Raw genomic sequence first — 18,086 nt, forward strand, 5'->3', positions numbered from 1 at the left:
GCAGGCTACGCAGTTCAGGTGGCCTACGCGGGGACTTTCAGCTCTTCGACCGCCGTGACGAGCGGGGCCAGCTCGGGGTTCCTGGCCGCCTCGTCGAGGGCGGCGCGCAGAGCGGCGTCATTGGTCGGCCGGGCCTGGGCAAGCAGTGTGAGGCCGGCATCGGTGACGTTGGTGTAGATGCCGCGGCGGTCGGTGTCGCAGAGATACCGGGTCAGCAGCCCGCGGTCTTCGAGGCGGCTGACAAGACGGGTGGTGGCGCTCTGGCTGAGCACGACCGCGTCGGCGACCTGCTTCATCTGCAGATGGCCGCCCGGGCCGTTGTGCTGTCGGCTCAGGACGTCGAGCAGGGAGTACTCCCGCATGCTGAGCCCGTGCCCGGACTGCAGGGCCCGCTCGATATGAGACTCGATCTTGCCGTGGAGCAGGGAGAGGGCGCACCAGCCCTGCGAGAGGGCAGTCAGTGCAGGGTCCGTCGCTGTCATGGTCTCTCCTCTGTGCGGAGCCGCTTGCCTCCAGGATAGAGGACGTCTGCAATAGCCCGCGTTTGCAATTAATCGCGCTTGCAATTATTGTGGACGCTTGTAAGGCGCAGATGCAATCTCTTGAGAAGGTGAAACCCATGCCGCTCGCGCTCCTCGCCCTCGCCATTGGGGCATTCGGTATCGGAACCACCGAGTTCGTGATCATGGGGCTGCTCCCCGAGGTTGCTGCGGACTTCCAGGTCTCGATCCCCACCGCAGGATTCCTCGTCACCGGCTACGCACTCGGAGTCGTACTCGGCGCTCCGCTGATGACAGTCCTTGGCACGCGGGTCACCCGCAAACGCATGCTCATGCTCCTGATGGGGCTGTTCATCGTGGGCAACGTGGTGTCCGCCGTCGCCCCCGTCTTCGGCGTGATGCTCGCCGGGCGAGTGATCGCCTCCCTCGCCCACGGTGCCTTCTTCGGCATCGGATCGGTCGTCGCGGCCGATCTGGTCGCCCCACAGAAAAAGGCCGGCGCGATCGCCATGATGTTCACCGGCCTCACCGTCGCCAACGTCGTCGGCGTACCGCTCGGCACCTACATCGGGCAGAGCGTCGGGTGGCGGACCACGTTCTTCATCGTTGCGGCCCTCGGAGTCGTCGGCCTTCTGGGTGTGGCCAGGCTGGTGCCCGAGCAGCCGAAGGCCGAAGGCGTGCGGCTCCGCCATGAGCTGGCCGCGTTCCGCAATGTGCAGGTGCTGCTCGCCATGGCGATGACCGTCCTGGGCTTCGGTGGAGTTTTCGCCGCGATCACCTACATCACGCCGATGATGACCGAGATCGCCGGCTTCTCCGCGTCCTCCGTCACCTGGCTGCTGGTCCTCTTCGGGCTCGGCATGGTCGGGGGCAATCTGCTCGGCGGCAAGTTCGCCGACCGCCACCTGATGCCGATGCTGTACGTGTCGCTGGGCTCCCTGTCCGTGATCCTGGCAGTCTTCACGCTGACCGCCCACAACAAGATCGCGGCAGCCGTCACCATCGTGCTGATCGGTGGCCTGGGCTTCGCGACCGTACCGCCGCTGCAGAAGCGGGTTCTCGACCAGGCGGCGGGGGCCCCGACCCTCGCCTCCGCCGTCAACATCGGCGCCTTCAACCTCGGCAACGCGCTGTCGGCGTGGCTCGGCGGCCTCGTCATTGCTGCCGGTCTCGGTTACACCGCACCCAACTGGGTCGGCGCCGCACTGGCTGCTTCCGCTCTGGTCCTCGCCGTCCTCTCCAGCGCCCTGGAGCGCCGGACGGTCACCCGCAGCCGCCTTGTCGCCGGACGTATTCCCGAGCCGGTCGAGGCATCCGCCGCCCGGCGCTGACACCCCCACAACGCGCGCGCTCACCACAGGGCGCGCACTCTCCACCGCACCAAGGAGCCATCCCTCATGAGCACCACCCTCCCCACGGCCGTTGCTCCGCTGACCATTCAGGACGCGGAATTGCTGGTCGCCGCAGCCCGCACCGCTGCCGAAGCCGCCGGTGTCACCGCCGCTGTGACGGTCCTCGACGCGGGCGGCCACCTGCTGGCCTTCCGCCGCGACGACCGGGCCGTACTCATCGCGGGCGAGACCAGCACCCGCAAGGCGTACACGGCCCTTCAGCTCGGCGCCCCGACCGCCGACCTCGTCGACGCGGTCCAGCCGGGCGGGCTCTTCCACACCCTGCCGACCGCCCTCGACCGGCCGCTGCTCTTCATCGCCGGCGGTGTTCCGGTCTTCCGCGACGGTCGGCTGATCGGAGCCGTCGGCGTGGGCGGTGGCGCGCCCGAGCAGGACCACGGCTTCGCCACGGCCGCCGTGACGGCTCTCGGCTGACTCGCGAACCGCTGCGAAGGCAGCGGAAATCCATTGGTGTCCGTTCCCATGTGCCAGGAGAATCCCGGCACATGGGAACGGACATCTACGGTTTCATCGAGTGCCGGGCCAGTTGGTACGAGAAGGGCGAGCCCTGGTCGGCCGCAGTCGATCTCGATCTGCTCTACATGGGCCGGAGTTACGACGCGTTCGGCTGCCTCTTCGGCGTGCGCAACCGTGCCGGCTTTCGACCGCTCGCGGCCGGCCGTGGGCTGCCGGAGGGTGTCTGCGACCGCGTCCGCCAGGAGTTCGGGAACATGGCGGCCGACGCGTGCAACGCCACCTGGATCGGCTGGGACGAGCTGAAGACCGTCGATTGGGACGAGCCCGCAGCGGCGTCGGACGCGCGGATGGCCCGGCGTGAGGCCGTTCCGGTGGACGGAGACCGGAAGCCGGTGTGGACGGTGATAGAAACGCCGGCCGCCATCCACGGTGACGCAAACGTCCAGCTCGCGCTCTGGTTCGACTGACAGGACAACGGGCCGGTGACAGGCATTTCCCCGGCCCGGCGCCGTTCAGCCCGGTCCGCGTCAGCCCGTCGCCACGGTCAATGGTGCGAAGCGACGGGTCCAGTCGCCCGGCAGGTCCGGGGACCGGTAGGCCATCACCGTGGTTCCGGAGCCGACCGGCTGCAGACCACACTCCTTGAGCCGGTCCAACAGTTCTTCGTGGCGTGCGTCGATGTCCGCGCGCAGGGGACGGTCCGTCGCCTGCGCGAGGGAGTCGACGAGCGCCAGCGCCGTGACGGTGTCATGGGCGATCAGCGGACCGACCACATGGACACCGTCGCTCGGCCACAGCGCCGCGTAGCCGACAAGCCCGTCCTTGTCCTCCGCGACCCGGAGGTGATCTGCGAAGGCCGGCAGCCGGGCAAGGAGATGCGTCCGGTCCGCGCCGAACACCTCCGCGTCCAGCCGGAGCATGGCACGCAGATCCTCGGCCGTCGCCGGACGGACGGCCACGGTGGACGCTGCGGGAGTGCCGTCACCCGACGCGCCGGTCGGCCGGAAGCGACCACTGATCCGCTCGGCCCGGCCCACCCCTTCGAAACCGAGCTCTTCGTACAGCGGCCGCCCGGCCGACGTCGCGTACAGGCTGAGTGACGTCTCCCCCGCCGTTTCGATCACCTGGTGCATCAGGCGCCGGGCGATCCCCTGGCGCGCGTACCGCTCGGCGACGAGGAGCATGCCGATGGCGGCGAGGCCCTGGCCGTATGAGGTCATCACACAGGCGGCCATCAGGCCTTTGCCCTCGGGATCATCGATGCCGTAGCCCTTTCCTGCGGAGAGGAGCAGGGCCCAGCGGTGCTCGTCACGCGGCCAGCCGCGGTCCTCGCAGAGATTGGCGCAGGCGACTAGGTCTCCCCGGGTGAGGCGCCGGATGGGCGTATCGGTGTGCGGGTGGGGCAGTGGGCTGGGCATGAGGGCCAGGCTGTCCGACGCAGTGATCGCTCGTCCACCGCTTTACCGGATCCGGCCGAGACGCATATGCGCCGACCGCGCCGATAGCGCCCGCGCGGCCAGAGAGCCGAGCCCGCGGTGAGGGCTTGGCAGCGAGCTGCACGCGTGCGCAGTTTCACGTGAAACACGCAGCTGAGCGACGGTCAGAGGTGATCCGGCGCTGATGCGTGTTGCCCGCATTGTCCCCGGGTTCCCGTTCTGGCCATGGGGCAAAAGAGCGTAACGGGAGAACTGGTTCGGATACCCGGACTTCCCGCTATTTGTCCGACCTACAGGTGTCGCAGGCATGCTGGGGCGAGGGACCGCAGGCGGTGCGTGCGGTGTCGGCACGCTCATGCGACCAGAAGATGCTCGAGGCGAGGCACAATTATGGACGCTCCGGCCACCATGTCGACCGGCGACGGAACTCTGAGATCTCCCGATGCGACCCTGATCCACCGCACCCTGGCAGAGCTCACTCCTGTCGCGGACCAGGCCACCTCGTACTTCTACGCCCTGCTCTTCGTGCGCCACCCCGATCTGCGGGCCATGTTTCCGGTCGCGATGGACGCCCAGCGCGACCGTCTCCTCCGGGCGGTCCTCACGGCTGCCGACCGGATGGACGACCCCGATGCGCTGACCGAGTACCTCGGCGGACTGGCCCGCGGGCACCGTAAATACGGCGCTCTGCCCGCGCACTATCCCGCATTCGGCGAGGCTCTCCTCGGCGCACTGAGTCGCTACGCCACCACATGGGACGGGGAGACCGAAGCGGCCTGGATCCGTGCCTACACCGCGATTTCGCAGATCATGATCGACGCGGCTGCCGAGGACGAGGAACGGGCTCCCGCCTGGTGGCTGGCGGAGGTTGTCTCCCACGACCTCAGAACGCCCGACACAGCGATCCTCACCGTCCGTCCCGACCAGGCGTATCCCTTCCTCGCGGGCCAGTACGCCGCCATGGAAACCTCGTGGTGGCCACGGATCTGGCGGCACTACTCCTTCGCCTCGGCCCCTCGCCCCGACGGTCTGCTCACCTTCCACATCAAGGCGGTCCCGGCGGGCTGGGTCTCCAACGCTCTGGTGCGCCGGGCCCGCCCCGGCGACGTGGTGCGTCTCGGCCCGCCCACCGGCTCGATGACCGTCGACCACACCACCCACAACGGTCTGCTCTGCCTGGGCGGCGGCACGGGTATCGCGCCCATCAAGGCACTTGTCGAGGATGTCGCCGAGCACGGCGACCGGCGCCCCGTGGAGGTCTTCTACGGCGCACGCAGCGACCGCGACCTGTACGACATCGACACGATGCTGCGGCTCCAGAAGACTTTTCCCTGGCTCGCCGTGCGGCCTGTGGTCTCCAGCGGTACGGGGAGCAGGCTGAAAGGCCTGCTGCCCGACGCGGTACGCGAGGGCGGTCCGTGGCCCGAGTACGACGCCTATCTCGCGGGGCCGCCGGGGATGATCCGCAGCGTCGTGGACGTCCTCAGGGGGATCGGTATGCCGCCCGAGCGCATCCGGCATGACTCCGTCGAGAAACTGGCGCCCCCGGGCCCGGGCTGACCACGACGGCCCGACCCATCGGCATGGGGCCTCCGGGCTCGGGATCAGCCCAGATCCGGCGCGTGCATCGCCCGGACGCCCTCGATGTTGCCGTCCAGGTAGTGCCGCAGCGACAGCGGCACGAGATGGACGGCGGCGATCCCGATCCGGCTGAACGGCACCCGTACGACGTCGTACTCGCCGCACGGATCGTCGATCTCAGGGCCGTGCCGCCGGGACAGGTCCATCGAGTCCAGCCGGCAGACGAAGAAGTGCTGGACCTTGACGCCCTTCACCCCACCGCCCTCGATGTGTTCCACGGTGTCGACGAAGCAGGGGACCACATCGGTGATCTTGGCGCCGAGCTCTTCGTCCACCTCGCGGTGGAGTGCGTCGACGACGGTTGCGTCCTCGGGCTCGACCCCGCCGCCCGGCGTGAGCCAGTACGGATCCACCCCAGGCTTCGTGCGCTTGATGAGGATGAGGTCGTTGCCGTCGAGCAGGATGGCGCGTGCGGTGCGCTTGACCACAGGACGTTCGGTCATGGCAAGAGAGTGGCCCACAGAACCCTTTCTGAAACACCCGCCCTGCCGTCGGGTCACCAATCGACGGCAGCACGCACCAGCCACTCGTGCGCCCGCGCGATATGCGGCAGCGCGAGTGTGCCGGTCCGCGCGGCCAGGAAGTAGGTGCGCAGCGGCGGCACGGGCGGGTCCAGGACGGTCACCACCTCGCCGCGCTCCAGTGCCCCTCGCACAGATAGCGCGGTAGTACAGCGAGTCCGGCGCCCGCCGCGGTGCACTCCTGGACCGCGCGCAGATCCGGCGCGATCACGGTGCCCGCTGCGGCCGGCCGGCCGTCGAAGACGGCGGCCCAGTAGCGGGAGACGAGCGGAAGGCTCTCATGCACCTCCACCACCGGCAGCTGCTGAAGCACCATGGGACCCTTGTGCCGCAGCGCTCCGGGTCCGAGGCGTGCCGCCCAGCGCGGGGCGGTGACCAGCACATGCTCTTCGTCGCCGAGCGGCGTCGCGGTGAGCAGACCACCGCGCGGCCGGGCCGTCGCAATGGCCAGATCATGATGTCCGGCGGCGAGCCCCTCCAGCGCCTCCTCGGAATTGGCGAGGAACGTGCTGCGCAGGGCGAGGCCCTGGGAGATGAGCGGGGTGAGCGCGGGCAGGGCCCGCAACGAGGTGAATTCCGGCGGACCGGCCAGATGCAGTGTCCGTACGACCGACTCCTCGTCGAGCCCCGTCTCGGCGATCTCGACCAGTGCGTCCAGATGGGGAGCCGCCCGGTGCGCGAGCTCGTCGCCCATGGTGGTCGGGGTGACGCCGCGGGCCTTGCGCAGGAAGAGCGGACGGCCCAGCTGCCGTTCCAGCGTGCGTATCTGCGAGGTGACCGCGGGCTGGGAGAGACCGAGCAGCGCGGCGGCCCGGGTGAAGGAACCGGCCCGGTGCACCGTGACGAATGTGCGCAGCAGGGCCAGGTCCATGTCCGGTTCCCTCCCGCCCTTTCGACGTGTCCGACCCGAACAATCATAAATATGTCGATAGGTCGCTGTCGCTACTGTGATTGGACACTGACGCAGAGTCAATTAGCCTTGTCCAGGCGGTTCTTCGCGTGTGGAACCGGGACGGTCCGAGCCACGAGGGGGGAGGCTCGGACCGTCCGTACCGCTGGTTCTCCTCTGTCCTGACCTGGCCCCCTAGCCCATCGCCTCGTCCAGGGCCCGCTCCACGTCGGCGATCAGGTCGTCCGCGTCCTCGGCCCCGACCGAGAATCGGATGAAGCCCTCCGGTACGGCGTCGCCGCCCCAGCGCGCCCGCCGTTCGGCGGTGGAGCGCACGCCGCCGAAGCTGGTGGCGTCGTCGACCAGCCGCAGCCCGGCAAGGAAGCGCTCCGCGATCTCGCGGTCGGGCAGCACGAACGACACCACGGAGCCGAAGCGTCGCATCTGCCGCGCGGCGACCGGGTACGAGGGGTCGGTGGGCAGCCCGGGATACCGCAGCCCGGTCACCTCCTGCCGTTTGCCCAGCGCCTCGGCGAGAGCCAGCGCGGTCGCGCACTGCCGGTCGATGCGCAGTTCCAGCGTGGCCAGCGAACGGTGTGCGAGCCAGGCCTCCATCGGGCCGGGGATCGCCCCGACCACCTTGCGCCAACGCCGTACACCCGCCGCCAGCTCCGGATCCCGGCACGTCACATGGCCGAGCAGGACGTCGCCGTGCCCGGTCATGCCCTTGGTGTCACTGGCCACGGAGAAGTCGGAGCCCAATTCCAGAGGGCGCTGGCCGAGCGGAGTGGCGAGCGTGTTGTCCACGGCCACCAGAGCGCCGGCCGCGTGCGCGGCGTCGATGACCCGCCGCAGGTCGCAGACGTCGAGTCCCGGATTGGACGGCGTCTCGATCCACAGCAGCCGGGCCCCTTCCAGGACCGCAAGCTGTCCGTCGCCCCCGGTCGGCGCGGTCCGCACCTCGACCCCGTACGCCTCCAGCTGCTCACGCACCAGAGGCAGCGCCTGATAGCCGTCGTCGGGCAGGACGACCGTGTCACCGGTACGCGCCTGCGACAGCAGCACCGCCGATATCGCCGCCATTCCGGAGGCGAACACCGTGGTCTCGACGGCCTCTCCCGGCGCTTCGAGCTCGCCGATGGCCCGTTCCAGATGAGTCCAGGTCGGGTTGGTGTCCCGTCCGTAGGTGTACGGACCGGTCGGCTCGCCGGAGAGATGGAAGTGCGCGGCGAAGACCGGGCCGGGCAGGGTGGGTTCGTACTGCTCCGGTTCGGGAAGGCCTGCCCGTACCGCCCGGGTGCCGTCGCCCATGGTGCTCATGTTGTTCTCTCTGTTCTCTCTGGTCTGTGTGGCGTCGGATCAGTCCTCGTCGGGCAGGACCACGTTCAGTGCCCAGGACACGATCGAGATGATGAGACCGCCGAGCACGGCGGTCCAGAAGCCGTCGACATGGAAGCTGAGATTGAACTGGCCCGCCAGCCAGGAGGTCAGCATCAGCATCAGCGCGTTCACCACGAGGGTGATCAGCCCCAGTGTGAGGATGAACAGCGGCAGGGTGAGCACCTTCACAATCGGCTTGACCACGAAGTTCACCAGCCCGAAGAGCAGGGCGACCAGGATCAGGGTGAGCACCTTGCGACCGGTGCTGCCGCCCGACAGCGTGATGTCGTCCAGCAGCCAGATGGCCACGGCCAGCGCACCCGCGTTGGCGATCGTCTTGACTACAAAATTCTTCATGTGTCTGATCGTGGCAGACATGATCGGTGGCGGACACCGGCTGAACAGAAGCAAGGAGCGGACGGGCCATGAAGGCATTCAGGCTGGACGAGCTGGAGGCGGAACGTGCCGCCAACGACGGCGCGTATCTGCAGTTTCTGCGGGAGCGGAACATGTCCGTCGGCCTGTACGCGCTGGACGCCGGCGAACTCGACCCGCAGCAGCCGCACCAGCAGGACGAGGTCTACTTCATCGTCAGCGGTCGTGCCTCGATCACCGTGGGCATGGAGACCACGCAGGTGGGCAGGGGAAGCGTGGTGTACGTACCGGCCGGGATGGCCCACAAGTTCCACCACATCACCGAGGATCTGCGGGTCATGGTGGTCTTCTCTCCACCCGAGAGCTGAGCCTGGCTCTCAGGGATCCCTCGGGGTTCGATCAGGGGAGATCAAGGGCTCCGGAGCCCCCGCCGGCGACCCCCGCGCCTCTAGCATCGAGTCAGGTACTCACAGGAATGAGGTAGGGACGATGGCTGTGCGGGAGATATTCGCGGGGATGCCCTGGTGGGTGAAGTGGGTCGCAGTGCCCGTCATCGCGATCGGGGTGTTCGGCGGTCTGATCGCCAGCGTGATCGGGTTCGTGATCTATCTGCTCTTCAAGGTCCTGGTGTTCGTCATCCTGGTCGGTGGCCTCGTTTTCGTCGTACGGAAGTTCATGTCCTCCTCGTCCTCGCGCGGCGACTGGTAGGGCGGGCGGTCACCAGTCGGGCAATTAGCCCAGCTGAGCTAAGCGCAGGACGAAACGACGCCCCCTGCTTACACGGCCGATACAGTGGCAGTCCGCTGCCGCCGCCTGGGAATTAACTGTCCGTCACCGCTGTGCCCAGTGGTTTGTGCATACGTCCGGTCTCCGGACCTCAGGTTTGCGGCAGGACCGTGGGGGCGGCCCCCACGGACGGGCCGACCGCCCGTCGCCATGCCTGGGGGTGACTTTTGACCACGGCATCGAGCACCGCTGTTCCGACGTTGATCGGTTCGGTTCAGCGGGCGTTGAGGCTGTTGGAGGCTGTGGGTGCCCATCGGGACGGGGCGCCCGCGAAGCAGCTCGCACGGGAAGCGGGACTTCCTCTTCCTACCGCCTATCACCTGCTGCGCACCCTCACCCATGAGGGCTACCTGCGCCGCGCGAACGGTGTTTTCCTCTTCGGCGCTGCCGCAGAGAGGCTCGTCGACGACGGCTGTCTGCAGAATCGACGCAGCAGAATGACCCAGTCGCTGGCCCGCTGGCGCGACATCATCGGTGCGCCGGTCCACTGCGCCGTCTACCGCGAGGGCGAGATCGAACTCATCGCGGTCGCCGACACCCCCGCGGCACCCGCGGTGGACGAGTGGGCCTCGTTCCGGGAGACCGGGCATGCCCATGCGCTCGGTCAGTGCCTGCTCAGCCAGCTCGACGAGAAGGCCCGTGAGGACCATCTGGACCGTCACCCTGTGCAACCTCTCACCCGCTATTCGGTGCGGGACCGACCGGCGCTTCTTGAGCGTTTGAGGTCGTTGGAGCGAATGGAACCTGTCATCGAACGACAGGAGTACGCCCTGGGGACGGTCTGCGCGGCCATCCCGATCACGGCCGGATTCACTGCAGCCGCCATGGCGATTTCCATGCCTCTCGACCAGGAAGATCGATTGCTCCCCGCAGTCGAACGACTACGCGGCGAAGTGGCAAGCCTCTTGCGTTCGTTCGTGTTCTCTATCAGTATCTGAAAAATCACTCCTTGTGATCTGCTATCGCGTGCACCACGATGGCGTCAATAGGGCCATGGGGGATCATTCCTGGCCAGATTCAACTACTGCGGGGTTGGACGATGCGCGAGTCGGTTCAAGCTGAGGTCATGATGAGCTTTCTCGTTTCCGAGGAGCTCTCATTCCGTATCCCGGTGGAACTCCGGTACGAGGTGTGCGATCCGTATGCGATCCGGATGACCTTCCACCTGCCCGGCGACGCCCCCGTCACCTGGGCTTTCGGCCGTGAGCTGCTGCTGGACGGCCTCAACAGCCCCAGCGGCGACGGCGATGTGCACATCAGTCCCACGGAGCCCGAGGGACTCTCCGACGTACACATCCGGCTGCAGGTCGGGACGGACCGCGCCCTGTTCAGGGCCGGTACAGCGCCACTCGTTGCGTTTCTCGACCGCACGGACAAGCTCGTGCCCCTCGGGCAGGAGTGCACGCTGAGTGACTTCGAGGGCAGCCTGGAAGAAGCGCTGGGCAGGATCCTGGCCAAGGAACAGAACGCCGGCTGAGGAAGAACTGCGCGGACGGCCTACCGGCCGATCGAACGCCGTATCTGCCGAACGGATTACATGTGCTCCGCGTCGAGGTGCTCAATGCCTCGCCCTGCGACGCCGGCCCCTCCCGCCCTGTACGGGTGCCGAAGCTCCTGCTTCCGCGCCGAACCCTGTGCGGTCCGCGGAGACGACCAGTGCCGCGAGCACCGTCGTCACCGGCACCGAGGCGACCAGTCCGATCGAGCCGACCAGCGTCCGGACGATCTCCTCCGCCACGAGCTCGCTGTTGGCCACCGTCCCCACGCTGCTCTGCGCGATCGAGAACAGCAGCAGGAGGGGAAGCGCGGCGCCTGCGTAGGCGAGTACCAGCGTATTGACCACCGAGGCGATGTGATCGCGACCGATCCTGATCCCTGCCCGGTACAGCTTTCGCGCACCCATGGTCGGGTCCGCCTGGTGCAGTTCCCAGACCGCCGACGTCTGGGTGACCGTCACGTCGTCGAGCACACCGAGCGAACCGATGATGACGCCGGCCAGCAGCAGGCCGCTCATGTCGATGTGCGGGTAGAGGCCGTGGATCAGACCGGTGTTGTCGTCGGTGTTCCCCGTCAGGCTCGCCCAGCCGATGAAGAGCGAACCGAGCAGCCCGATCAGCAGCAGTGAGATCAGCGTGCCGATGACCGCGACCGAGGTACGTGCGGTCAGGCCATGGCACATGTAGAGCGCGATGAGCATGATCGCGCTGGCCCCGACGACCGCGACGAGCAGCGGATTCGACCCCTGAAGGATCGCGGGGAGGATGAACAGGGTCAGTACGGCGAACGACACCGCGAGCGCGACCAGTGCCATCAACCCGCGCATTCTGCCGACGACGACCACTGCGAGAGCGAAGATCCCGGCCAGCAGCGCCATCGGGAACGTCCGGTTCACATCCGTCACGGAGTACTGCAGGTCATGGGGCGCGTCGGGGGCGTACGCCACGACCACGCCCTGACCCTCGCGCAACTGCCGAGGGGCGTCGGGCTGAACGATCTCGACGAACGTGCGCCCCTTGTCGTGCCCGGTCGTCACCTCGACCGTGGCCTTCTCGCACAGCCCCGGTTCCTGACCGGCGCCCGCGTCCCCCGATGGTGTCGTGGTGCCGCCCGTGACCGGCGTCTGCGCGGCATTCACGTCCTTGCAGTCGACCTTGTCGACGCTCACCACCTGGCCCTGCTGGGTCTGCCGGTCGAAACCGACACCGGTGCGCTCGTGCGCGGGCGCACCGCCCGGCCAGAGAACCACCAGGCCGACAACGACCGCGGTGGCGAACGGGATCAGCACGGCCGCGATGACCTTGCGCAGATGTGTGGAGACCGGCGCAGCAGGGCCGTGGCTGTGCGAATGCCCGTGCTGATGGTCCTGCGATTCGGGGGCGCTCTGAAGGGACGTCACCGGGCGATCATTGCAAGAAGGAACAGGCCCTCTGTCCAGCACGCCGGAACAGGCGCTAGCGTGGTGGCACCTTTGCACACGCGGGAGCTCGGAGCACCGGGCTGAGAGGGCGCTGATATCCGTACATCCGTACGGGACAGGCTGCGCCGACCGCCGAACCTGTTACCGGGTAATGCCGGCGTAGGGAGTAGGTCTCATGACCACATCGGACGCACGCACGCCTGCCTCGAACCAGAGCGACGAGGCCGGCACGTCCATCGGCTGGCACAAGGGATACGTCCAGGGCTCGCGCCCGGACATCCAGGTGCCGGTCCGAAAGGTGCACCTCACCAACGGCAAGGACGTGACGCTGTACGACACGTCGGGGCCGTACACCGATCCCGCCACCGAAACCGACGTACGGCGCGGTCTTGCACCCCTGCGGGAGAACTGGATCACCGCCCGCGGCGACACCGAGGAGTACGTGGGCCGCCCCGTCCGCCCCGAGGACGACGGGCTCAAGCACACCTCGCCGCGCGGCGGACTGCGCAACCTCGACGCCGTCTTCCCCGGCCGTCCGCGCCAGCCGCGCCGCAGCCGCGACGGGCAGCCCGTCACCCAGCTCGCGTACGCCCGCCGGGGCGAGATCACCCCGGAGATGGAGTACGTGGCGATCCGGGAGAACGTCGAACCCGAGGTCGTACGCGAGGAGATCGCGGCCGGCCGGGCGGTCCTGCCGGCCAACGTCAACCACCCGGAGACCGAGCCGATGATCATCGGCAAGCAGTTCCTGGTGAAGGTCAACGCCAACATCGGCAACTCCGCGGTCACTTCCTCCATCGAGGAGGAGGTCGAGAAGATGACCTGGGCGACGCGGTGGGGCGCCGACACGGTCATGGATCTCTCCACCGGCCGCAACATTCACACCACCCGCGAGTGGGTGCTGCGCAACTCCCCCGTGCCGATCGGCACCGTGCCCCTCTACCAGGCCCTCGAAAAGGTCGACGGCAGGGCGGAGGAACTGACCTGGGAGATCTACAAGGACACTGTGATCGAGCAGGCCGAGCAGGGCGTCGACTACATGACGGTCCACGCCGGCGTGCGGCTGCCGTATGTCCGGCTCACCGCCCGGCGCAAGACCGGGATCGTCTCCCGCGGCGGGTCGATCATGGCCGCGTGGTGCCTGGCGCACCACAAGGAATCGTTCCTGTACGAGAACTTCGAGGAGCTCTGCGAGATCCTCGCGACGTACGACGTGACGTACTCGCTGGGCGACGGACTGCGCCCCGGCTCGATCGCCGACGCCAACGACGAGGCGCAGTTCGCCGAACTGCGCACGCTGGGCGAGCTCAACTCGGTCGCCAAGCGGTTCGGCGTCCAGACCATGATCGAGGGCCCGGGCCATGTCCCGATGCACAAGATCAAGGAGAACATCGACCTCCAGCAGGAGATCTGCGAGGAGGCGCCGTTCTACACGCTCGGCCCGCTGACCACCGACATCGCCCCGGCGTACGACCACATCACCTCGGGCATCGGCGCGGCGATGATCGCCTGGTGGGGGACGGCGATGCTCTGTTACGTCACGCCCAAGGAGCACCTGGGCCTGCCCAACCGGGACGACGTGAAGACGGGCGTCATCACCTACAAGATCGCGGCCCACGCTGCGGACCTCGCCAAGGGGCACCCGGGGGCGCAGGACTGGGACGACGCACTGTCGGACGCGCGGTTCGAGTTCCGCTGGGAGGACCAGTTCAACCTGGCGCTCGACCCGGACACGGCACGGGAGTTCCACGACGAGACGCTGCCGGCCGAGCCGGCGAAGACGGCCCACTTCTGCTCGATGTGCGGCCCGAAGTTCTGCTCGATGAAGATCAGCCGAAGCATCTCGGAGCAGTTCGGCGGCGACGAGCCTGCGGCGACCGAGGCCGAGATCGCCGAGGGCATGATGAAGAAGTCGGCGGAGTTCGCGGCCGCGGGCAACCGGGTGTACCTCCCGCTCGCCGACTGAGCACGCTGTACCGGAACGGCCCGCGCCCCCCGGAAACCGCCGGGGGAGCCGCGGGCCGTGTGGGGACGGCACCTACCCCCTCTTCGCGCGGGATGTCCCTGACCTGCGCCGTCCGGCGGGCACGGACATGTTGCAGGCCACGACTCTTGGTGAGCCGAGGGGTGCTGATCCCACGGCCCGTGGCACCGCGGCTGGTGATTCCCCACCACTCACGAGGCAGGCCGGGCCGCGGCGGCCGGTCAGTCCGGTTCGTGGTCCGGGGGGCCGAAGTCCGGGCTGGTGAAGTCCGGGCTCGTGAACGACGGGCGGGGGCCTGCCGCCGGCCCCTCGTCCGGCCCCGTGAAGTCCGGTCTGCTGTAGCCGATCTTCGGGATGCGGTTGGCCGACGGGTGCGGTGTGCGCGACGCGGCGCCTGCGGTGGGATCGGCGAGTGCATCGCGCAGGAACGGCAGGATGCCGCGCTCCAGCAGCGCATGACGCCAGGCCTCCCTCGCGCGCGCTACCTCCTCCGGCAGCTCGTCCTCGGCATCCTCGGCGGGCAGCGCGGTCGATCCGTTGCGCAGCGCCGTGATGAGCAGTCCGACGGCGGCGGCCAGTATCGCGGCCGCCGTCACCGCCGCGAAGAACCACCCGGCGGCGACCATGGTGTCGGCGAACGAGGGGGGCCGGCTGAGCATCTTCAGCAGATAGCCGACCAGCAGGAAGATCAGTGCGGCGGTGCCCGCGAGCATCGGCGCCAGGACCGTGACGACCGCCCCTATCCCGGCGCCCGGCCGGTCCGGATCGTCCGCGTCGGAGCCGAGGCCCGAGCCCTGGGCGGAGTCGGCGGCCGGTCCGCGCAGCTCTTCGCGGGCCTTCACATAGTGGTCGTACTCGGTGGCCGCCGCCGTGGTGATCAGCGCCGTGGCGTTCAGTGCCATGGAGCGCAGCTGTTCCGCGTTGAGCCGTTCGCCGACTCCGGCGAGATCCGGTCGTTCGTGAGCGTGACGCAGCGCGTCGCCGAGGATCCGCTCGTACTCGGGTCGGTCCTCGGCCAGCAGGTGCGGAGCGCTGTTCATGTGCATCCCCCGATGCTCCGTTGGGCCTGATTACCCGCTTTGGCCGGGCAGTTGGGCGGAAACGGAGGAGAGCCTGCTACTGATACGCCGATGGTAGAGCGCCCACGGCACGGGGTGACAGGGGGTTTCCGTAAATAGGCCCAGTGGTCGGCGTGGTCAGGTCGTGGATGCGTCTTCCCCGAAGACCGTCAGTCATGCAACGGCAGCTGGACGACCAGTAGCTTTCCGGCCATGGTCACGCCGCCGTCCATGGCGATCGCGAGCCCGTCCGCGTATACGTGCGGGCCCTCCACCACGGGTCTGGCGCTGTTCTCGCCGTCCTCCGAGCCAACCTCGCCGAGGAGATACGGAATGGGGCTGTGACCATGGACGATGCGCTGTCCGCCGTAGGCCGCCATCAGCTCCTGGACCGCCTGCGGACCCGCCTCGTCGCGGAAGGCGAAGCGCTTGGTGAGCTTGCGGAAGAGGTCCCAGCACTCGTCGGCGTCGTTACGCGTGAGAATGGCGTGCACGGTGTCATTGACGTCCTCGACGGTGGAGCCGTAATCGAGGTACGCCGTCGTGTCGGAGTGCATCAGCAGATGCCCGTCCTCCTCGACGACCGCGTCGAGCCGGGACATCCACTGGAGGTGGTGGTCCTGGAGCCGCTCCATGTCGTTCTTCTGGCCGCCGTTGAGCAGCCAGGCGGCCTGGAACGTGGCGGTGCCGGCCCCGGAGTTCACCGGTGTGTCGCCGAACCGCTTGGCGCCGATGAGCAGCAGTTCGTGGTTGCCCATCAGGGCCTTGCAGTAGCCGCCAGCGGCGGCGGCCTCGGCGGACAGGCGCATGACGAGTTCGATGACGCCGACGCCGTCCGGACCGCGGTCGGTGAAGTCGCCGAGGAACCAGAGCCGGGCGTTGCCCGCGGCCCACTGCCCCTCCGCGTCGATGAGCCCCTGTTCGGCCAGGGCGGCGTGGAGTTCGTCCAGATAGCCGTGGACGTCGCCGACGACGTACAGCGGTCCGAGCCCCGGGTCCTGGGCGGGCCGAGGGTCGGGGACGGTCTGCACCTGGACGGTGTCACGGTTGATCACGGGAAGATCGCGCGCGGTGGGCGTGTAGCCCTCCGGCTCGTCCGCCGGAACGGCACTGCCCGGATGCGGCGCCGTGGGTGGCACCGGAGTCTGCGCATAGGGCGGCACACGGAAGTCACGCAACGTCGCCGTCCGCACCACGGGTTCCTGACCGGCCCCCTGTGTCATCGACCCCTCCACCACCGTCGCGCCGCCGTACACCTGACGGGCCCTGCTGGTCGGGGTGGTCCGCGGTGTCGTGCGCCCATCATAGGAATGCGAATCGTGCTGTGTGACGCACCAGGGGTGGTGAATCCGGGCGCACGCGAGGTTCACCGGTTGATTTGTCTTAATTGCGCCGATCAGTCCCCTGAGGGGGACCGCGGGGCGCTGACCGTGGTGCGGGGCGGACGGCGTTGCGAGGACGTCCGCACGATGAGTTCTGTCGGTATGACCTGTTCCACCGGGCCGTCCTGGTCGACGCCTTCGATGGCGTCGATGAGGAGCTGGACAACCGCCGTACCGATCTGGCGCGGTTTGAGCGAGAGCGTGGTGATGGGCGGCTCGGTCGTCGCGTACACGGTGGACTCGCTGCAGCAGATGAGCAGGAGGTCCTCGGGGACGCGCAGACCGTACCGGCGGGCGGCCGCCAGCAGATCGGTGCCATTGGGATCGAAGAGCCCGTAGACGGCGTCGGGCCGGTCCGGGCGGGCGAGCAGACGGTCGGCGGCGACCGCCCCCGCGCACGGGTCGTGGGCGGGATAGGACTCGTACACCGGGTCCTGGCCCACGCGCTCGCACCAGTGGAGGTACGCGGTGGTGGAGAGGCGGGTGTACGTGTCGGTGGTGGTGCCGGTGAGCAGGCCGATGCGGCGGGCCCCGGCGGCGGCGAGATGGTCGAGGAGGCCGAGCACGGCGGCCCGGTGGTCGTTGTCGACCCAGGCGGTGACCGGGAGGGTCCCGGCTGGGCGGCCGTCCGAGACGACGGGCAGCCCCTGCCGGACGAGTTCGGTGACAACCGGGTCCTGGTCGGAGGGGTCGATGACGACAGTGCCGTCGAGAGCGACGTTCGACCAGACGTCATGGCGTGAGATGGCGGGGAGGATGACGAGGGCGTACCCGCGGGCGAGCGCGGCGGAGGTGGCCGCCCTGGCCATCTCGGCGAAGTAGGCGAATTCGGTGAAGGTGAAAGGTTCATCCCCGTACGTCGTCACGGTCAGGCCGATGAGGCCGGACTTGCCGGTACGGAGGGTTCGGGCCGCGGCGGACGGGCGGTAGCCCAGGCGCTCGGCGACCTCGCGGACATGGCGGCGGGTGGCGTCCGGGAGCCTGCCCTTGCCGTTGAGCGCGTCGGAGACGGTCGTGATGGAGACCCCGGCGGCGGCGGCCACATCCCGGATTCCCGCTCGTCCCTGCCGGCCGCCGCGCCGGGGGGTCTCCGTCCGGCTCACCTGGTGCTTCCCTGCTGCTGTCATGGCGAGCCGATAGTAGGGCTCGCGGTGACGGTTGGCCCGGTCGCATATTCACACGTCGACAGGCACGTTTCTGCATGATCATCTGGCCACAAATGCCTTGCAAAACAAGGGTGTTGGTGGGGTGGGCCGTAGTGTGTCATGTACTGAGGAGGATGGGCCTACTAAATAGTCGATGCTTCGAAGCGGTCTCAACTCACCTCTTCGAGGGATGCGTGCCACGGA

The 18,086-nt window shown here is 68.4% G+C and carries 18 protein-coding genes and 1 pseudogene; 9 read left to right on the forward strand and 10 right to left on the reverse strand.

Annotation, left to right across the window (positions count from 1 at the left end):
• Positions 1-23 precede the first annotated feature (23 nt).
• The gene (locus tag ACWD6R_RS09535) at positions 24-482 is read right to left on the reverse strand and encodes a MarR family winged helix-turn-helix transcriptional regulator (protein ID WP_451818181.1); all 459 of its coding nucleotides are present in this window, start codon (positions 480-482) and stop codon (positions 24-26) included.
• 137 nt (positions 483-619) lie between these two features.
• Here ACWD6R_RS09535 and ACWD6R_RS09540 point away from each other — a divergent pair, with 137 nt between their 5' ends.
• From ACWD6R_RS09540 to ACWD6R_RS09550, 3 genes are all read left to right on the forward strand, one after another.
• Positions 620-1,831: an MFS transporter gene (locus ACWD6R_RS09540; protein ID WP_451818182.1), complete on the forward strand. Its 1,212-nt coding sequence runs from the start codon at positions 620-622 to the stop codon at positions 1,829-1,831.
• Between the two features lie 66 nt (positions 1,832-1,897).
• A complete protein-coding gene (locus ACWD6R_RS09545; protein ID WP_451818183.1) occupies positions 1,898-2,326 on the forward strand; it encodes a GlcG/HbpS family heme-binding protein in 429 nt (142 codons plus the stop codon).
• Between the two features lie 71 nt (positions 2,327-2,397).
• Entirely contained in the window at positions 2,398-2,835 is a 438-nt protein-coding gene (locus ACWD6R_RS09550; protein ID WP_451818184.1) for a hypothetical protein, read from the forward strand.
• Positions 2,836-2,895: 60 nt separating this feature from the next.
• Here the strand turns inward: ACWD6R_RS09550 and ACWD6R_RS09555 are convergent, their stop codons facing one another.
• A complete protein-coding gene (locus tag ACWD6R_RS09555; protein ID WP_451818185.1) occupies positions 2,896-3,786 on the reverse strand; it encodes a GNAT family N-acetyltransferase in 891 nt (296 codons plus the stop codon).
• Positions 3,787-4,194: 408 nt separating this feature from the next.
• Between ACWD6R_RS09555 and ACWD6R_RS09560 the strand changes: the two genes are divergently transcribed.
• A complete protein-coding gene (locus tag ACWD6R_RS09560) occupies positions 4,195-5,364 on the forward strand; it encodes a globin domain-containing protein (protein ID WP_451818186.1) in 1,170 nt (389 codons plus the stop codon).
• A 44-nt stretch (positions 5,365-5,408) separates the two neighbouring features.
• On the opposite strand, the gene ACWD6R_RS09565 is transcribed toward ACWD6R_RS09560, so the two are convergent.
• The 4 genes and pseudogenes from ACWD6R_RS09565 to ACWD6R_RS09580 form a co-directional block, all read right to left on the reverse strand.
• Positions 5,409-5,888 (reverse strand): NUDIX domain-containing protein, encoded by a 480-nt coding sequence (locus ACWD6R_RS09565; RefSeq protein WP_037702185.1) that lies wholly within the window; start codon positions 5,886-5,888, stop codon positions 5,409-5,411.
• Positions 5,889-5,941: 53 nt separating this feature from the next.
• A pseudogene (locus ACWD6R_RS09570) lies at positions 5,942-6,837 on the reverse strand (LysR family transcriptional regulator).
• 213 nt (positions 6,838-7,050) lie between these two features.
• On the reverse strand, positions 7,051-8,175 hold the full coding sequence (locus tag ACWD6R_RS09575) for a cystathionine gamma-lyase (RefSeq protein ID WP_451818187.1): 1,125 nt from the start codon (positions 8,173-8,175) through the stop codon (positions 7,051-7,053).
• A 39-nt stretch (positions 8,176-8,214) separates the two neighbouring features.
• Positions 8,215-8,592: a phage holin family protein gene (locus ACWD6R_RS09580; RefSeq protein WP_266983655.1), complete on the reverse strand. Its 378-nt coding sequence runs from the start codon at positions 8,590-8,592 to the stop codon at positions 8,215-8,217.
• Between the two features lie 68 nt (positions 8,593-8,660).
• On the opposite strand from ACWD6R_RS09580, the gene ACWD6R_RS09585 reads away from it, so the two are divergent.
• From ACWD6R_RS09585 to ACWD6R_RS09600, 4 genes are all read left to right on the forward strand, one after another.
• The gene (locus tag ACWD6R_RS09585; RefSeq protein WP_451818188.1) at positions 8,661-8,978 is read left to right on the forward strand and encodes a cupin domain-containing protein; all 318 of its coding nucleotides are present in this window, start codon (positions 8,661-8,663) and stop codon (positions 8,976-8,978) included.
• Between the two features lie 127 nt (positions 8,979-9,105).
• Positions 9,106-9,318 (forward strand): DUF5326 family protein, encoded by a 213-nt coding sequence (locus ACWD6R_RS09590; RefSeq protein ID WP_451818265.1) that lies wholly within the window; start codon positions 9,106-9,108, stop codon positions 9,316-9,318.
• 245 nt (positions 9,319-9,563) lie between these two features.
• The gene (locus ACWD6R_RS09595; protein ID WP_451818189.1) at positions 9,564-10,334 is read left to right on the forward strand and encodes an IclR family transcriptional regulator; all 771 of its coding nucleotides are present in this window, start codon (positions 9,564-9,566) and stop codon (positions 10,332-10,334) included.
• 101 nt (positions 10,335-10,435) lie between these two features.
• Positions 10,436-10,873 (forward strand): SsgA family sporulation/cell division regulator, encoded by a 438-nt coding sequence (locus tag ACWD6R_RS09600; RefSeq protein ID WP_037702202.1) that lies wholly within the window; start codon positions 10,436-10,438, stop codon positions 10,871-10,873.
• Positions 10,874-10,954: 81 nt separating this feature from the next.
• Here the strand turns inward: ACWD6R_RS09600 and ACWD6R_RS09605 are convergent, their stop codons facing one another.
• Complete coding sequence (locus ACWD6R_RS09605; protein ID WP_451818190.1) at positions 10,955-12,292, reverse strand: YibE/F family protein; 1,338 nt, start codon at positions 12,290-12,292, stop codon at positions 10,955-10,957.
• Positions 12,293-12,488: 196 nt separating this feature from the next.
• On the opposite strand from ACWD6R_RS09605, the gene thiC reads away from it, so the two are divergent.
• Positions 12,489-14,279 (forward strand): phosphomethylpyrimidine synthase ThiC, encoded by a 1,791-nt coding sequence (gene thiC / locus ACWD6R_RS09610; RefSeq protein ID WP_451818191.1) that lies wholly within the window; start codon positions 12,489-12,491, stop codon positions 14,277-14,279.
• Between the two features lie 239 nt (positions 14,280-14,518).
• Here thiC and ACWD6R_RS09615 read toward each other — a convergent pair whose 3' ends face one another.
• The 3 genes from ACWD6R_RS09615 to ACWD6R_RS09625 form a co-directional block, all read right to left on the reverse strand.
• On the reverse strand, positions 14,519-15,343 hold the full coding sequence (locus ACWD6R_RS09615; RefSeq protein ID WP_451818192.1) for a hypothetical protein: 825 nt from the start codon (positions 15,341-15,343) through the stop codon (positions 14,519-14,521).
• Positions 15,344-15,525: 182 nt separating this feature from the next.
• Positions 15,526-16,578, reverse strand: a complete 1,053-nt coding sequence (locus ACWD6R_RS09620) for a metallophosphoesterase (RefSeq protein ID WP_451818193.1) — start codon at positions 16,576-16,578, stop codon at positions 15,526-15,528.
• Between the two features lie 173 nt (positions 16,579-16,751).
• Complete coding sequence (locus ACWD6R_RS09625) at positions 16,752-17,864, reverse strand: LacI family DNA-binding transcriptional regulator (protein WP_451818194.1); 1,113 nt, start codon at positions 17,862-17,864, stop codon at positions 16,752-16,754.
• Positions 17,865-18,086: the final 222 nt, after the last annotated feature.

This window comes from Streptomyces sp. NPDC005151 (assembly GCF_053599875.1).

Excerpts from the sequence above, each read along its gene's own strand:
- ACWD6R_RS09535 (WP_451818181.1), bottom strand. The coding sequence starts at position 482 with ATGACAGCGACGGACCCTGCACTGACTGCCCTCTCGCAGGGCTGGTGC.
- ACWD6R_RS09540 (WP_451818182.1), top strand. The coding sequence starts at position 620 with ATGCCGCTCGCGCTCCTCGCCCTCGCCATTGGGGCATTCGGTATCGGA.
- ACWD6R_RS09545 (WP_451818183.1), top strand. The coding sequence starts at position 1,898 with ATGAGCACCACCCTCCCCACGGCCGTTGCTCCGCTGACCATTCAGGAC.
- ACWD6R_RS09550 (WP_451818184.1), top strand. The coding sequence starts at position 2,398 with ATGGGAACGGACATCTACGGTTTCATCGAGTGCCGGGCCAGTTGGTAC.
- ACWD6R_RS09555 (WP_451818185.1), bottom strand. The coding sequence starts at position 3,786 with ATGCCCAGCCCACTGCCCCACCCGCACACCGATACGCCCATCCGGCGC.
- ACWD6R_RS09560 (WP_451818186.1), top strand. The coding sequence starts at position 4,195 with ATGGACGCTCCGGCCACCATGTCGACCGGCGACGGAACTCTGAGATCT.
- ACWD6R_RS09565 (WP_037702185.1), bottom strand. The coding sequence starts at position 5,888 with ATGACCGAACGTCCTGTGGTCAAGCGCACCGCACGCGCCATCCTGCTC.
- ACWD6R_RS09575 (WP_451818187.1), bottom strand. The coding sequence starts at position 8,175 with ATGAGCACCATGGGCGACGGCACCCGGGCGGTACGGGCAGGCCTTCCC.
- ACWD6R_RS09580 (WP_266983655.1), bottom strand. The coding sequence starts at position 8,592 with ATGAAGAATTTTGTAGTCAAGACGATCGCCAACGCGGGTGCGCTGGCC.
- ACWD6R_RS09585 (WP_451818188.1), top strand. The coding sequence starts at position 8,661 with ATGAAGGCATTCAGGCTGGACGAGCTGGAGGCGGAACGTGCCGCCAAC.
- ACWD6R_RS09600 (WP_037702202.1), top strand. The coding sequence starts at position 10,436 with ATGCGCGAGTCGGTTCAAGCTGAGGTCATGATGAGCTTTCTCGTTTCC.
- thiC (WP_451818191.1), top strand. The coding sequence starts at position 12,489 with ATGACCACATCGGACGCACGCACGCCTGCCTCGAACCAGAGCGACGAG.
- ACWD6R_RS09615 (WP_451818192.1), bottom strand. The coding sequence starts at position 15,343 with ATGCACATGAACAGCGCTCCGCACCTGCTGGCCGAGGACCGACCCGAG.
- ACWD6R_RS09620 (WP_451818193.1), bottom strand. The coding sequence starts at position 16,578 with ATGACACAGGGGGCCGGTCAGGAACCCGTGGTGCGGACGGCGACGTTG.
- ACWD6R_RS09625 (WP_451818194.1), bottom strand. The coding sequence starts at position 17,864 with ATGACAGCAGCAGGGAAGCACCAGGTGAGCCGGACGGAGACCCCCCGG.